The organism is bacterium (assembly GCA_023150945.1).
Classification (GTDB): domain Bacteria; phylum Zhuqueibacterota; class Zhuqueibacteria; order Zhuqueibacterales; family Zhuqueibacteraceae; genus Coneutiohabitans.
In genome coordinates, this window is the sequence record JAKLJX010000006.1 from 158,423 (window position 1) to 174,045 (window position 15,623).

At 60.8% G+C, this 15,623-nt stretch carries 7 protein-coding genes; 2 read left to right on the forward strand and 5 right to left on the reverse strand.

The genetic code is table 11. The features are described 5' to 3' along the window. Positions 1–31 precede the first annotated feature (31 nt). Positions 32–6,556 carry a cell surface protein SprA gene (gene sprA, locus L6R21_10230; GenBank protein ID MCK6559563.1) on the reverse strand — a complete coding sequence of 2,175 codons (6,525 nt, stop codon included), beginning with the start codon at positions 6,554–6,556 and terminating at the stop codon, positions 32–34. Positions 6,557–6,960: 404 nt separating this feature from the next. Between sprA and L6R21_10235 the strand changes: the two genes are divergently transcribed. Both L6R21_10235 and lptG read left to right on the forward strand, forming a co-directional pair. After that, a complete protein-coding gene (locus tag L6R21_10235; protein ID MCK6559564.1) occupies positions 6,961–8,457 on the forward strand; it encodes an LptF/LptG family permease in 1,497 nt (498 codons plus the stop codon). A gap of 33 nt (positions 8,458–8,490) precedes the next feature. Further along, a complete protein-coding gene (lptG, locus tag L6R21_10240) occupies positions 8,491–9,615 on the forward strand; it encodes an LPS export ABC transporter permease LptG (GenBank protein ID MCK6559565.1) in 1,125 nt (374 codons plus the stop codon). Here lptG and L6R21_10245 read toward each other — a convergent pair whose 3' ends face one another. The 4 genes from L6R21_10245 to L6R21_10260 form a co-directional block, all read right to left on the reverse strand. After that, positions 9,616–11,769, reverse strand: a complete 2,154-nt coding sequence (locus tag L6R21_10245) for a serine/threonine-protein kinase (GenBank protein MCK6559566.1) — start codon at positions 11,767–11,769, stop codon at positions 9,616–9,618. It lies immediately after the preceding gene. Positions 11,770–11,995: 226 nt separating this feature from the next. Then, positions 11,996–12,973 (reverse strand): FecR domain-containing protein, encoded by a 978-nt coding sequence (locus L6R21_10250; protein MCK6559567.1) that lies wholly within the window; start codon positions 12,971–12,973, stop codon positions 11,996–11,998. Between the two features lie 121 nt (positions 12,974–13,094). Then, positions 13,095–13,739 carry an FHA domain-containing protein gene (locus L6R21_10255; GenBank protein ID MCK6559568.1) on the reverse strand — a complete coding sequence of 215 codons (645 nt, stop codon included), beginning with the start codon at positions 13,737–13,739 and terminating at the stop codon, positions 13,095–13,097. Positions 13,740–13,766: 27 nt separating this feature from the next. After that, on the reverse strand, positions 13,767–15,494 hold the full coding sequence (locus tag L6R21_10260) for an NAD+ synthase (protein MCK6559569.1): 1,728 nt from the start codon (positions 15,492–15,494) through the stop codon (positions 13,767–13,769). Between the last annotated feature and the right edge of the window lie 129 nt (positions 15,495–15,623).

A 15,623-nucleotide genomic window follows, 5' to 3' on the forward strand; every position in this document is an offset into this window, starting at 1 on the left:
GAACCACTGCATAAATCGGAACAACCGCGCCTCAGTTTCCGCGAATGGCGATGTTGATGTTGATGCCGAGTTCGGAGAAACTCACCTTGCCGCTGCGGTTGTCTTCGTTCTTGCCGATTTCAAAATGCGCGCCGCCCTGCACGCGGTTGCTGAATGAATAGCGCATGTCCGGCCGGAAGGACCACAGCTTGGTTTTGCTGTTTTCGATCTTCTCCGTCTTGCGCTTGTTCTCGCCTGTGCCTTCCGCCAATTGCGAAGTGGCGGCGCTGGTCTTGTAGTTGAAGGTGATGCCCAAATCCACCGAGTTCTTCAGTTCCTTGTTCTTCAGGAAGGGGAACGGCAGCCGGAAGCCCGAGCGCTTGGAGTAGTTGTGGGTGATGGAAAGATCAGTGCCATTGGTGAAAGTGGCGCTTTGGAAATAGTAGAACATCAAATCTTCGTCGCTCAGAATGTCGGACAGCGGGCCGCTCTGGTTGATGTTGTATTGCGGCTTGTAACCGTTGTTGACGTTGTAGGTCAGACTGGAGGTCATGCCGTTCTTCCAACTGATGCTCAGCCGCAACAGGGGCCGGAAGCTGATGGAGAAATCCTCCGACGTAATGCCGCGGCGCGTGGGCGTGTTCTGCCAGGTGTAAGATTTCTTGCCGCTAAAATTGGTGCTCGCGCTCACCGAGCTGGCCACGCTCTTGAAGAGCGCCAGCTTTTCCAAACCGCTGACGTTGAGGGTCCACTCCGGGAAGGGAAGGCCGCCGCTGTCGCCGACTTTGAACCAAGACAGGGAGGAGCTGCCTGTCGTCTGCGAGGTGAGGGTGCGTTGGCGGTCATAGTCGAAGCGCAGGCCGATGTTGACATTGCGCGTCAAATCGAAGCCGCTGGAGGCGGAGATGTTTTCCGAGCGGTTGTAGTTCCGGAAAATCGAAGCGAGTGAGCCTTCCTGCCCCGGTCCCGGATCCAGCACGAACCCGAATCTGTAACCGAAGCGGATGCTGTCGCTCTCCAGGCCGTTGTGGCTCACGTTTTCGGTTTTGCGATAGGTGACCGACACGTCCTTGAAATCGGCAAACCAGCGCAGCAGGCCGGTGACCGGGTTGGGGATGCCGCGGCCCTTCTTTTCGGTTTTTTCTTCGGACTCCGGTGTGCCCGGCGTATCGCTTTTGCCTTTCTCGCCTTCCGGCTTGCTGCCGGGCGGCTGCTTGGCAGGCTCATCCTCGGGCCGGCTGCCGGGCTTGGGTTGTTCGCCGGGTCGCGTGCGGCCACGGCCGCGATCTTCCCGCCCGCCCGGTGCGGGCGCGGCTTTGCGCTTGGCAAATTGGAAGAGTTGGGAAAAGCGCAAGCTGGAATTGAACGAAATGCTGCGGCTCAGGCTGGTGCTCAGGCCGCCCACCCGTTGCTGGATGCTGTTGTTGAGGCGATAGGTCGCATTGTAAGCCAGACCGGTGGTCATCCAAGTGAACAAGTTGGGATTGTAGCTGGCGTTGAAGGTCTGCGAGGTGCTGAGCAGCTCGCGTTTGCCCCAGGTGAAGCGCCGCAAGCCTTCGATGAAGGTCATGGGAGAGATGGGCGTCGTCGTCGAATCCCGGCCGCGCAACACCTTGGGCTTGACCAGGTTGTTGAATGAAAGCGAGTAGTCCGTGGTGAAATTTTCGAAAATCTTCATCGCGCTGCTGAAGCTGTGGTTGATGCCGTAGTTCTGCGTGAGAATGCTGTCGCCGCGCGCGATTTCACGGCCGTTGAGGGTGCGCCGGGTTTGATTCAACTGCACACTGCTGTTGGCCTGCAGCTTGGCGTCGAAACGCTGCGGCGTGTAGTACAGCTTGGTGGTGTTGAGTTTGCCGAACAGCGGCGTCTTTTTGCCGATCCAGCCGAACGGCTGAATGAAATTGTCGCGGCCGAAGGTCAGCCGGTAATCGAGATTGCCGGTATTGCCGGTGCGCTCCGAAATGCGCGTGGTGCTGTTGGTGGCCTCGCTGAAGCTGTAGCTGTAACTGCCGCTCAAATTGTCGAGCGTGTTCTTGATGAGGAAATTGCGCGAGCGGCCGCGCCGGCTCACCGAAACGTTGATGCCGCGCTGGCTGGAATTGGCGTCGATCGCCGCCAGGCTGTCGGCGCGAAACCGCTTGAGCAGGTCGGGCGTGATGAGAATGTCGCTGCCCGGGATGTATTTCGGCCGCGCCCGGCTTTCGGAATAACTCATCGTCACCGGCACGCTCAAACCCAGGCTTTGCGGCAGAACCTTGTCGAGCGAGAGATTGCCGTTCACCGACATGCGGCGGGTGTTGTCGCCGGTGCCGAAACGCGTCGCGACGTTGTGAAAATCGGCGTCCTGGTTCTCGATCTCGAAGTTGATGCCCGCCACGTCCGCGAGCTTGAGATCGACACGGCCGCGCATGGCCATGCCCTTGTCCTTCTGCACGCCGGACACGCGCAGCTCGTCCATCCACACTTCGCCGGTGAAATCTTGAAAGGGATCGACGTTTTGCACGCCGGCCACCAGCAGCCGGATGTTGGTGAGCGAGGGATTGCCGCGCACGCGCCACTCCTGCCGGCGCCCGGCCTTGGGGATATAGATGAAATAATCCGTCACGTCCAGCGAGTCGGAGGGCAGGGCGCGGACGCGTCTAATCTTGCCCGAAGCTTCAGCGGCGCGCAGCAGCAAGGAGTCCTGCAATTGCCGCTTGAAATCGGTCAATTCCGGCAGATAAATCGCCATCTCATTGCGCCGGTCCCAGCGCGCGCTGTTTTGGCCGGAATTGGGGAAGGGATCCGGATAAACGTCTTCGCGGAATTCATAGAAGTTGCGCTCGTCTGCGCCGAAGCGCAGGAAGAACCGCACCGTCGAGGTGTCGGCATTCACGCGAATGTCCTCGCTGCCGTAGACGAACATCTTCAGGCTGTCGTAACGCACGAAATTCAAGGACTGCAGGGTCTTCTGCGCGATCGCAGTCTCGCCCGGCCGTAGCGCCGTCACGCGCAGCAATTGCGATTGCTCTTTTTCCAAAATCTTTTGAATGAGATTCTGCTCGCGCTCGACGCCGGGCGGGAAGGGATAATCCGGGTCTTCTTCGGTGTTGGTGATCGTCACTTCCAGCCGGTCATCCTTCTGGAAGTTGCCCAGCGCCATGCTTTCCGTGGTGATGCCGACTTCCTTCCACTCGTTGCTCACCAGGCTGATTTCCGCCAACTGCAGCCGGGTGGGCCGGTCGATGCCGTCGATCCAGATACGGGCATACTCCACGCGCGCCAGCGAGGGCTTGCCAATGGTTTTGTCAACATCGGAGAGCGGGATGCGGTACAGCGTCCATCCGCTCTTGCCGCGGCCGGAAATGTATTTGCTGGATTGCTCCGGGTCGTTCAGATCGATGAGAAAGCTGAAATAAGTATTGTCGCGGTCGAGCGTGCCGTTGTTGTTGAGATCTTCGGTGTCGGGCCGCAGGCCGCCTTCGTCGCTCAGACTGCTGCCCCTGCCGTTGGCCTCGGTGCCGTTCAAGGTGCCGGTGCCGCTGAAGGAAATTTTGTTGGAGACCCAGTCATCGTTGCTGGCCGGCTCGCCCCAATCCTGCCGGCCGTTGCGGTTGACGTCCCAGAAATCGGTGGGATCGGCACCCGCCATCATGTCCATGCCGATATCTTCGCCGTCATCGAGAATGTTGTTGATGATGCGATTGCGCACCAGATCTTCGGAGTTGAGCGAATCATTGGGAATGACGTCTTCGGAGATCAGGCCCAGATCGATGTGCACGCGGCCGGTATCGCCGTTGATCCAAATCTCCAGAAACTTCGATTCGGTCTGATCGAAATAGCCGGGGGAGAGCGCGCGCAAGACGCCGGCCCATGATTTGTCCAACTCGGAGACCGGCGTGCCCTGCGGGGTGGTGGCCTGCTTGGGCACGAAATCAAACACCAGCACCGGCAGGTTTTGGGGCGCGCCGCCCAGGCCAGCGTTGGTCTGGCGCGTGGTGTAGATATCCGTCACCGGGATGCCCTGCAGCGGATTCCACCAAATGAAATCGCCGCGTCGCGCCAGCGCCTTGCGCCGCGGCAAGGTCAGGGCATCACCCTCCTCATACCGCACGGCGGTGGCATCGGTGAGAACTTCCACGGGAATCGAAGCTTCGACCCAGGCACGGCGCGACACGCCCAGCGGCGTGGTGCGCTTCGTGCCCTCGAAATCATCGACATAGGCCACGCCGTCGGGGTCGCCCGTCTTCTCGTTGTTGAGCGAGTTGGGATTGGGAATGATCTGCGCCACCTCGCCCTCGAAGTTGAGCGTGCTCACTTCCTGCGTCGAGATCAGCGGCAGGGCATCGAGCGCGCGGCTGAGAAAATTCGGGCGAAACTGCAGGCGGGTGTTGAAATCCCACACCAGGTTCTTCATCGGCCCGCGCTCGTCGCTGCCGCTCAGCCGCACGCGCTGCTCGAGCGTGCGTTCGCTCAAATACAGCAGCGTGCCGCCGATGAAGGAATCCTTGTTGAAGCGGTATTCCGCGCGTGAGCCGAGAATCGACTTCTTCTCGAGCTGGAAGAGCTGATTGTTCTGATAGGTGATTTCGAGCTGGGCGTCCGGCTTGTTGGCCTCGGGATTGGTGACCGTCAGCGTTCCGGAAAAATAGTCGATGATGTAATCCTGATCGCGCACCAGCCGGCTGCCGCGCAACAATACTTCCTCGGAATTTTCGATGACGTTGAAGCCGAGCTGGTAGGTGGTGGAGCGGTTCTGCGATTTGACTTCGAGAAAGAATTTGCTCAGGCGCAACTGCTCGCTTTGCGAGGAAGTGTCATACATCGCGGTGACCTGCTTCTCCAGCGGCAGCAGGTTCTTGACGATTCTGAATTGGCGGGTGGCGGGATCGAGCACGAACACGGAATCTGTGGCGTCGAACGGCCGCAGAAAAGGAAAGGTCAATTCGCCCTGGCCGCGATTGACGACGAAACCGTCGAGGTCGATTTGATTGTCGGGCCGCGGCTCGCCGTTGACGTTGGTTTCATCCAGGCCGAAGATGTTCAGGTAAGAAACTTGCGAGCCATCGTTGCGGATGAGGGTTTCTTCCGGCGTACCGGCGGAGCCGGGCTGAAAATACACCCGAATGTCCAACCCCTCTTCCGGAATGTTGCGGCTGCCGAGATCATAGACGTTTTTCCATTCCAGGTGCCAGGTGTCGTCGAGATCGCGCGGCGCCGGCAGCGAGGTGCGCTCCCGCAGCAGCTTGAGCCGGAGGCTGCCGGGGGCATAGTTGATGTCGCCGTGAATCTCGCCATCGTTGGTTTGATACGCCACCGCCAGCGCTTCGCCCTCTTGCACGCGCTGATTCAGGCGAATGTAGCCGAGTGTCGGCTCAAAGCGATAATCTTGATCGACGATCAGCCGCCGGAAGCTGCCATCGACTTTCTCGCGCTCATCCGGCAGGCCGATGAGAGTGCCGTCGGTATTGATCACAATGTCACGATAGGCCGTGCCTTGAATGTTTTTGGGGTCATCGGTGCGGCCGGTAATGTAGACTTCCAGCCGGCTGATTTGACGGCCGGTGGGAACCGCGACGTGCCGCCATTTTTCGGAGAAGTAACGGAAATTCTCGCGGTACTCGCGGCTGAGAAAGAAGTACGTATCGCGCACATAGTTGATGTCGCGCACGGTATAGTTCTTGGCCTGTGCGCCGCCGCTGGCGGTGAGCTTCTTGCTTTCGCCCTTCTCCTGGCTGGCAATAGCGGTGAGGAAAAGATTGCCGAGCTGCATCTCGGATTTGATGCCGAACAGGCCGGCGCTGGTGCCGCCGAAGGTCACATAGCGCGTGCCCGGCAGGGACAACGCAATGTTGCCGGCCTCGACCTTCTTGAGAATGTCGTCATCGAAACCGGTATAGTTCAGTTTGATGTTGTTTTCAAAATCGAAGGCGCGCTCGCTGTCCTGATCGACGTTCACCGTCACTTTCTCGCCGATGCGGCCGGTGACGGTGAAACGCTGCTTCTGCGTCATCTTGAAGTTGGTGTTGGAGCCGAGATTGTAGGCAGTGCGCTGCTCGCTGCGATTCTCCTTGCGGAAGCCGCCATCGATTTGAATGTCGCCCTGCACGTTCAGGCCGACGCTGCTGCCGCCGAAGATTTGGGCGAACGCCTTGCTCTTGATCGGCACCGGAATGTCAACATCCAAGCCGCCGCGACCGGTGCGTTGCTCGTGGCCGGTGGCCAGGCTTTTCCCCAGGGCGCTTTGCCACAGTTTGCGCTCGTTGTCGGATAGGCGGGAGCCATAATAGAGTGAAACAGGAGCTTTGTAAATCGGGCGGATGGGCTGCTCGAAAAGCTCTTCCCGGATGGTAATAAATTGGCCGGTGGAATCGACTGCGACTTTCCGTTGCAAGGAGGCGGGCTGCCAACGCAGCCAGGTGCTGCGGCCGTGGAATTGGGTCAGGCCGGTGCCGCTCGGTTCGTCGAACGGTGATACGCGGGGATCATAATTGCGAACGTCGGGAAACCACTGCTTCCAGACTGCCGGGCGCGTCGTGTCTTGCGACGCCTGCGCCCAAACTGGGCCGGCGGCCGGGCAGAAATAAAAAAAGACCAAGAAGCAAGTGCAAAGCTGTGCCGTGGCCCTTCGTGCGATGCGCGACTCAAACGTCATAGGGATCGAATCTCTGACTCTCAGGGTTGATGTTCTGTAGCAATACGCTCGATAGCGGCCTCCATCTTTGTTGAACCGGCGATTGAAAGCGGCGGAAAAGTAGTATTCCAGCCGCTGAGAAGCAAGAAAAAATATGATGCTAGCCCCACAGCACCCTTCCTCAACGCCGCTTGTCGCGCCTCAGTTCCAGTGAATTTCAGCACGGGAAAATTCTATGGCAAAGCAGGCGGCGGTTGGTTATATTGCCGCCACGCCCGCGAGACCGGCCGGGCCGCAGCACCTCCGGCTCGCGGTACCATCCGGACCACGGCCGCAGCCACGAGCCTCAGGTGAATTTCTTCTGAACCATGCCCAGATTCATTCTTGCACGCTACATTCTGCGCGAACACGTCGGCCCGTTCTTCTTTGCCTTTTCGCTCATCACCCTGCTGTTCCTGCTCAATTTGCTCTTCCGCGAGCTCAGCCGCATTTTGAGCAAGGGCCTGCCCTGGCACGTGGTGCTGGAGTTCTTCCTGTTGAATCTGGCCTGGATCGTCGCGCTCGCCGTGCCGATGGCCGTGCTCACCGCCACGCTGATGGCCTTTGGCCGCCTAGCCGCCGACAATGAAATCACCGCCATGGAAGCGAGCGGCATCAGCATCTATCGCATCATCGCGCCGGCCTTCGTGGCCGCTGCCGGGCTGGCGGTGTTCATGGTCTGGTTCAACAACAACGTGCTGCCGGATTTCAACCATCGCACGCGCCTGCTCGGCAGCGATATCGCGCGCAAACGGCCCAGCATCAGCATCGAGCCGGGCGTGTGGTACGACGGCATCCCCAACTACGGCCTGCTGGTGCAAGACCTGGAAGACAGCACCGGCCTGACGCGCGCCCGCAACCTGCTCATCAATGACTACAGCAGCGCGGAAATGAGCCGCACCATTTCCGCCAAACGCGGCTTGATCGAACTCAGTGCCAGCCAGGGCGCGCTGGTGCTGACGTTGTTCGACGGCGAAATGCAGGAGATCGATCTCAAAAAATCCGAGGAATTCCGCCGCATCGCCTTTCCCAAACACGTCATCAAAATCCCTGTGGATGACATGTTCCTCAGCCGCAGCGAATCGGAATATCGCGGCGACCGGGAAAAAAGCGCGAATCACATGCGCACCGAAGTGCGGCAAAATCGCGAAGAGATCGCGAGCAGCCGTGAACAAATAAACGCCGTTTTGGCCAGAGGTCTGCCGGTTTCTTTGCGGCGATTGTTGAATATACCTGCCGATTCCAGCGCTGCGAACGAAGCGCGCGAAAATATTGCAGGTTTGCCTGACAGCGGCCCCGGCCGGCGGCAGACCAGCCCGCCAGCCGCGCCCTTTTTCCGCAACGAAATGCCGCCGGCCAGCCCTTCGGCCAAAACCACCCGGGTCGATCTCTTGAACAGCCAGCGCCATCTGCAAACCCAGATCAACCGCCAACTCATGTCGATCCAACAAAACCAGCGGCGCATCAAATCCCTGAGCGTTGAGATTCAAAAGAAATACTCGATCCCCGTGGCCTGTCTGGTGTTCGTGATGATCGGCGCGCCGCTCGGTACCATGGCGCGGCGCGGCGGCATGGCCACTGCCGGCGGCTTGAGCCTGCTCTTTTTTTTGATCTACTGGACGTTCCTGGTGGGCGGCGAAGACTTGGCCAAGCGCCAGATCATCTCGCCGTTCGTGGCCATGTGGTCGGCGAATCTCTTCGTCGGTGCCTGGGGCTTGTTTCTGCTCCTGCGCTCCGCGGCGGTGCGCGCCTCCACGGACCTGTCCTGGGTGACAAAGATCATGCCGCGCCGTGCCGCGACGCCAAACAATAATTCTGCTACCTGATCGTACTGTTCGCTCCCGCTTGCGTGAATCGCCATGCGCCTGCTCGACCGCTACCTGCTCCGCAAATTTCTGTTCATCCTCGCCTTCTCGCTGGTGGCGGTGATCAGCATCTTCATCATTATCGATCTGGTCGAACGCCTCTCCGATTACATCGACCGGCAGGTGCCGGTGATGGTGATCTTCAGCTATTATTTCTACTACACGCCTTACATCATCGTTTTGATGGTGCCCATCGCCATGCTGCTCGCTTCGATGTTCAGCGTCGGGCAGCTCAGCAAGCACAACGAGCTCACCGCGATGAAGGCCTCGGGGCTTTCGATTCATCGCATTCTGCTGCCGCTCTTCGGCCTGGGCCTGCTGGTGAGCCTGTTGATGCTGGTGTTTGCCGAAACCGTAATGCCGGAAGCCAACCAGCGCCGCGCCGAGCTGAAGAGCCAGTACATCGACCGCCTGCCGCGCAATCTCCCCACCCGCCACTCGAATCTCTATTTGCAGGAACGCCTGCCGGAAAACAATGTGCGCCGGAACGGTGAGTTTCCGGAAATGCCGCGCAGCCGGCGCGTGTTCATCGGCTACTACAATGCCGCCGACAGCAGCGCCAACAAGATCAGCATCCAGGAGTATGACGGCGTTTTCATCGTGCGCCGCATCGACGCCACGGCCATGCGCTGGCGCGGCGGCCATTGGGTGGCGTTCAAAGGCTACGAGCGCTCGTTCGAGGGGGAAAGTGAAACCGCCACTCCCTTCGACACGCTGCAATTGCCGCAGCTCTCGTTCACGCCCGAAGTCTTGACCAAGGTGCAGAAAGACCCGCAGGAAATGTCCTATCGCGAGTTGGAGCATTTCATTGCCGAAGTGGCAAACAACGGCGGCGATCCGGAACACTGGCTGGTGGATCTCTATCTCAAGATTTCCTTTCCGTTCACCAGCCTCATCATCATTCTGTTCGGCGCGCCGCTGGCTGCCGGCCGGGTGCGCTCGGGTGGCGCGGTGGGTGTGGCGCTCACCCTGGTGATCACTTTTCTTTATTTCGGCATGGTCAAGACCGGGCAATCGCTCGGCCAGAACGGCACGATTCCGCCGCTGCTCGGCGCCTGGCTGGGGAATGGGATGTTCTTGTTGGGAGGAATCTTTGTGTTGTGGCGGGCAAAGACGTGATCACAGCAAGCGCTGCATGGCCGCAGCAAACTCACCGGCAGTGGCGTAACGCCGCTCGCGTTCGGGATGCAGTGCCTGCAACAGAACTTCATCGAGGGCGGGCGGCAGCCGCCGGTTGAGCGCCGTCGGCCGGGTCAGCCGGCCGGCAAGAATTTGGGTGGAAATCGCAGCAACATTCTCTCCGGCAAACGGCCGCTGCCGGGTTGCCATCTCATAAACGACTGCGGCCAGCGAAAACACATCGGCGCGGCCGTCGATCTTCTCCCCCCGCAATTGCTCGGGCGACATGTAGCAGGGCGTGCCCAACACCGCACCCTCTTGCGTCAGCGTCGACTGAGCCAGATGCGCGATGCCAAAATCCAGAATCTTCACCGTATCGCCGGCCAGTATCATCAAATTCGAAGGTTTGATGTCGCGATGCACCACGCCGCGGCTGTGGGCATAGTCCAAGCCGCTGGCGACCTGCGTGGCCAGGTGATGCAGCCGGGGCAGCGGCAAAGGCGCCTGCTGCTCGATCACCTCGTCGAGCGGTTCGCCCTCCAAAAATTCCATCACAATGAAAAAACGGCCGGCCGCTTCATCCGCTTGATGGATGGTAACGATGTTGGGATGATTCAACGCACCGGCGGCGCGCGCCTCGCGCAAAAAGCGCTCGCGCAACCGCTCCTGCGCGGCCGCCGAGAGGCCGTGCGTCGGGTGGAGAATCTTGATCGCGACTTTGCGGCCGAGGGTGGGATCGATCGCCGCATAGATTTTCCCCATCGCGCCCGCGCCGGCTTCGGCCGTAATCTCGAAACGGCCGAGGCGGCGCAAACCGCTGCCATCGGTAATCACCTCGGTCGCCGTTGCTGCGCGGCGCGCGGAAGGAGGTGTTGCGGTCAAGCTCTTCTTTTCCGCAAACAGCAATGCGCTGCCTCCGGCCAGCACCGGCGCCAGCATGAGGCCAATGCCGTGCAGCCACATTCGGCCTGCCGCAAACGCGGCAAAGCCAACCAGCCACAGCAGCAACGCCAACCCCAACAGCAAAACCACGCCCAAGGCCCGCGGCCAACGCCGGCAAAGCCCAAAGGCCACTGTGCCGGCGCCGAGCATGAGCAGGATTTCCACCGCCTTCAAGTAATCCGGCCGCTGCAGCGGCTCTTGCCGCAAAATATTGGCGGTGGAGGTGGCGAGTTTCTCCACGCCCGGCAGCCGGCTGGCAAAGGGTGACGCCAGAAAATCCTGGGTGCCCGCCGCGGTCACCCCCACCACCACGATTTTGCCCGCGAGCGCAGACACTGGGCCCTCCAAAAGCTCCACTGCGGAAATCTGGCGAAACGCACCCGCCGGACCATAGTAGTTGATGAGACTCCAGCCCGCGCGATCCGTGTGAATAAACCGCTCGCCGAGCTGAATGCCCTCCCCGGCTTTCAAGCGAATCTGTCCGCGGGTGAGCTGCGTTGCCTGGGCCGCAATCTGCAGCGGCAGGGCCGGCAAGTAGAACTCACCGTGCCGGACGATCTGCGCCTCCCAGCGCACGACCGGATCACCCATCTCCTCCGTGCTGATGAGATTGATGTGCCCGCCCGGCAAACTCGCAGAAAGCAAATCCAGCGAAGCGTGATTGAGGCCGGCGGCATGCAACAGCGGCAGTGCCGCCACCTCTTGCGGCGGCGCATCGAATAGGATGAAGGCGCTGGCTGCCACCGGCGGAGGCGGCGGCTCGACCGGCGGCAACGGCTGCAAGCTGATCCGAGAAAAGTAGTAAGGCAAAATTACACCGGCACCGCCTTGCGCGCGGCTGTCGCGTATCACCTGCGCCAATTCGGCAGTGCCTGCAACCTCCTCCGGCCGCGCCGGCAGGATGATATCCAACACCACCAGCCGCGGCTGCGCGGCCAGCAGCTTTTGCAGCAGCCCGGCGAGCGTGCGCCGCGGCCAGGGCCACGCGCCCACGCGCTGGAGGCTGGCATCATCGATGGTCACGAGCACCAAACTCGAATCAGTGGGCAGACTGCCGCGCAAGCGAAAGCAGAGATCGAGATTCTGGCGTTCGAACCATTCCAGCACATTTGACAACGGCAATAGGCGCACGTGCAGCAGAACGGTGACGAACAGCAGCGCACCGGCCACCATGCGGGGAAGGTGTGAGCGAAGCGAAGGTTTGGTCATCATAACCCGGGCGAGCGGGCATCACAATTTACCCTCAGAACTGCTGAGGGGATGGGGAAAAGTTCCTGCCGCGGCAATGCATCGTTTGGCAATGGCGTCACGCGCGCATTTGATTTCACCCGCGCGAGGCGGAGTGCGCTGTGTTTTTCCAAGAGGCTCCTTTCAGCGTGCTCTGCGGCTCGGCGGTGATACGGTTTGCGTTGACGGCAAGGATTCCATTGCGGAAAGATCACAGTTCGGCATCAAGCTCACGGTCGCGCTGTTGATTCCAGCGCACCCAGTCCAGCTCCGCGCCTTGATCGCGAAACGCGCGCGGATCCGAGGGCTTGCCGCTTTTGGCAATGTGGATTTCTTGATGGGCGCGCACGAGTTTGATCCAGGTTTCGAGCGAAACTTGCGCCGGGCCCGGCACCTGTTGCGGCGGGCCAATGCGTTGCGGTGGCCCGCTGCGGCCGGCCGTCGGGCTGTTGCGGACTTCCACGGCGCCGTCATACACGCGCACGGTGGTGGAACTGTCCGGCGCGACCAACGAGCGATACGTGGTGCCCTGCACGCCGGCAATCGCCGTGGGAAACTCGACGTCAATCTGCGGCTTTTGTTGAAAAAGTTTCGAAATGCGCGTCCACAACGAGCCTGCGGCGAACTCGAATTTGGCTTGATAGCCGCCGGCGCGCCGCAAATCTTCGATGCGCAAATGGGAATTGGCATCGAGGCGCAACACGCTGCGGTTGTCCAGCACCAATTCCGCGCGGCCGTTCTTGCCGGTTTTGATTTCATCGCCGCTGCGCAAAACCAGATTCGGCCGCGCCGCGACAAACGCGGGATTTTGCTGCGGCCGGCGGTAACTCACTTCACCCTCCGTGAATGTCAACACCGCGCTGGCCGCCACGCTCTTCAGCGCCTCGGGAAGCGGTTGACCCGCGCCGCGTGCGGGAAAACTCAACGTATCGCCCGGCTGCAAGTGATGCAGATCTTTGGCAGGATTGGCGGCAGCCAGCACGGCTTGGAGAGAATCGTCGAAGAAGCCGTAGTAACGCAGCGCCAGAAAGCTGATGGTGTCGCCGCGCCGCGCGATGACTTGCTTCGCGGCATGTTGCGGCGGGGACGGCGATCGCAGGAAGCCGGGCAGCAGTGCCAGGCACAAGAGCGCCGGCAGTATGACACTTTTGTTGATCCGGTGGTTCAATCGAAGATGGGCAAACCGCATCGTTACTGCTCCGAATGATCAAACGTTCGAGGCGGCGCCGCCTGGCGCTCGCCCGGCAGCGTTGGGCAAGGCCGAATATAGCACAAAGCCGTTTCAGGCAAAAGCGGATTTTGTGATTACTTCACACGGCGCGCAGCACAAACTGCCGGCCGCCGATTTCGATGACGTCGTTGTAGCGCACCTGCGCATTCATCGTGAGCAGGCCGTTGACGCGCACGCACGGCGCGCCGGTTTCGCTGCAGAGGAAGAAACGATCGCCGCGACGGAACAAAGAGGCACGCAGCGGCTCCTCGCCCTCCAGCCGAATGTCGACCTCCCCGCGATTGCCGAGCACGATCCGGTCCTGCGCGATGGTGAAAACCAACTGCTCCGCCTCACTCACCAGCGCGCCGCTGGCCGTGGCCTCGGGCCTGCGGCCGACTTTGTGCGTCGACGGCGCAAACAACGCCCGCAGGTGATCGGTGGTGGTGGCGGATTCCTCGGCGAAACGCAGCACGTAAGCACCGATCTTGATCTCGTCGCCGTCCTGCAACCGCGCCGGCAGCGTCAGCTTCTGGCCGTTGACCATGACGCCGTTGGTGCTGTTGTTGTCTTCGAGCAGATAATTGCCGGACGCTTCGCGGTGCAGCCGTGCGTGGCAGCGCGAGACCGAAAGATCGCCCAGGCGAATGACATTGCCCTCGGTGCGGCCGATGGTCACCTCGGCGTTCCGCAGCCGGGCTTGGAAGAGCAGCACGTCGTCTTTGGTGATAAAGAGCGAAGCCATGGCAAAACCGGTTTGGCGATTACGCAATCAAAGCGGCTCGTCGGGTCTGAAGCCGTTGGTGATGGGCATGCGGCGGTCTTTACCGAAATTCTTGGTGCTGATCTTGATGCCGGGCGCCGCTTGCTGGCGCTTGTATTCGGCGCGATCGATGAGCTTGACGACTTCCTTCACGATTTTCTCGGGCAGGCCGCGCTCGATCATTTCCGGCACGCTGCGATCATCTTCGACATATTCCTCGATGATGCGATCGAGCAAATCGTACGGCGGCAGGGAGTCCTGATCGGTTTGATTGGGACGCAGCTCTGCGGTCGGCGGCCGCTCGAGGGTGCGCAGCGGGATCACGGGCTGAGGAAAGCCATGCTGGTTGATCCAGCCGGCCAGGGCGTAGATCTTGCTCTTGGGCACGTCTTTGATGACGGCAAAGCCGCCCGCCATATCGCCATAGAGCGTGCTGTAGCCGACCGCGGTTTCACTCTTGTTGCTGGTGGTGAGCACCAGCCAGTTGAACTTGTTGGAGAGCGCCATCAGCAGGTTGCCGCGAATGCGCGCCTGAATGTTTTCCTCGGTGACATCCGGCGGCCGGCCGTGAAAGGCAGTTGCCAGGGTTTCGTCATAGGCCGCCATCAAGCCGCGGATGGGAAGGGTGAGGGTTGCAATGCCGAGGTTGCGCGCCAAAACCAGCGCATCTTCATTGCTGGCCGCGGCAGTGAACGAGCTGGGCAGCAAAACGCCCGCGACATTCTCCGCGCCCAGCGCGGCCACGGCGATCACAGCGGTCACCGCCGAATCGATGCCGCCGCTCAAGCCGAGCACGACTTTCTGGAAGCCGTTCTTGCGCACGTAGTCGCGCGTGCCCAACACCAGCGCGGCGAAGATTTCATCGGCCTCCGCGCGCACGCGCGCGACGATGGGCGCCGGCGGCGAGCCGGACGGGGGCAAGAGCGGCATGGGAATCACCGCCTCGGCCAACTCGTACCGGCCTGCCAGCCCCAGCGCCGGCCGGGGAAGACCGGTATCGATGGCCGCCTCGGTGACGATCAATCGATCTTCGAATTGTTCGCTGCGCAACAGCAGCCGGCCCTCGGGATCAAACAGGAAGGCTTGGCCGTCGAACACCAGTTCATCCTGGCCGCCGACCATGTTGACATAGGCAAAAAAGGCTTGTGAGCGCCGCGCCAGTGTCGCCACCAAATGCTCGCGTTCGAAGCCTTTGCGAAAGTGATAAGGAGAGGCGGAGAGATTGACGAGCAGGTGGGCGCCGCCGGCCGAGGCTTCAAACTCGGCAATCGGCGCCGAGGTCCAGATATCTTCACAAATGTTGATGCCGATGCGCAGCTTGTTCCACTGCACCACCAGCGGCCGCGTGCCCGCTTCGAAATAACGGCGCTCGTCAAACACGCCGTAATTGGGCAGGCAGATTTTGTGATAGGTGGTGAGCAGCCGGCCGTCGGCGCAAACCGCGGCGGCATTGTGGATTCTGTGCGCCAGGGGCTCGGCAAAGCCGACGATGGCCACCAGGCCCCGGCTGGCGTGTGCGATTTGCTCGAGGGCAGCCAGATTGGCGCGCACGAAGTCGTCGCGCAAGATCAGGTCTTCAGGCGGATAGCCGGTGACGGCCAGTTCGGGAAAGAGCACGAGCTGCACGCCCTGGCGGCGCGCCGCCTCCAGATATTTCAGGATCAGCTCGAGGTTGCGGCGCAGAGCGCCGACGGTCGGGTTGATTTGGGCGAGGCCAATGCGAAGATGCTGGATCATGGTTGTACCTGTCTGAATGCAAAAACCCATCACGGCGAACCGGGATGGGTTTTGGAATCAGACGCGTTCATGAAGGCACGGGCAACGCCCACCGCAACGGCGCGGGAGGGGCATTGCCATGCCGGTCGA

What these genes read in the sequence shown, in the direction of transcription:
- L6R21_10235 (MCK6559564.1), top strand. Translation starts at nt 6,961, where the DNA reads ATGCCCAGATTCATTCTTGCACGCTACATTCTGCGCGAACACGTCGGC.
- lptG (MCK6559565.1), top strand. Translation starts at nt 8,491, where the DNA reads ATGCGCCTGCTCGACCGCTACCTGCTCCGCAAATTTCTGTTCATCCTC.
- L6R21_10245 (MCK6559566.1), bottom strand. Translation starts at nt 11,769, where the DNA reads ATGATGACCAAACCTTCGCTTCGCTCACACCTTCCCCGCATGGTGGCC.
- L6R21_10250 (MCK6559567.1), bottom strand. Translation starts at nt 12,973, where the DNA reads ATGCGGTTTGCCCATCTTCGATTGAACCACCGGATCAACAAAAGTGTC.
- L6R21_10255 (MCK6559568.1), bottom strand. Translation starts at nt 13,739, where the DNA reads ATGGCTTCGCTCTTTATCACCAAAGACGACGTGCTGCTCTTCCAAGCC.
- L6R21_10260 (MCK6559569.1), bottom strand. Translation starts at nt 15,494, where the DNA reads ATGATCCAGCATCTTCGCATTGGCCTCGCCCAAATCAACCCGACCGTC.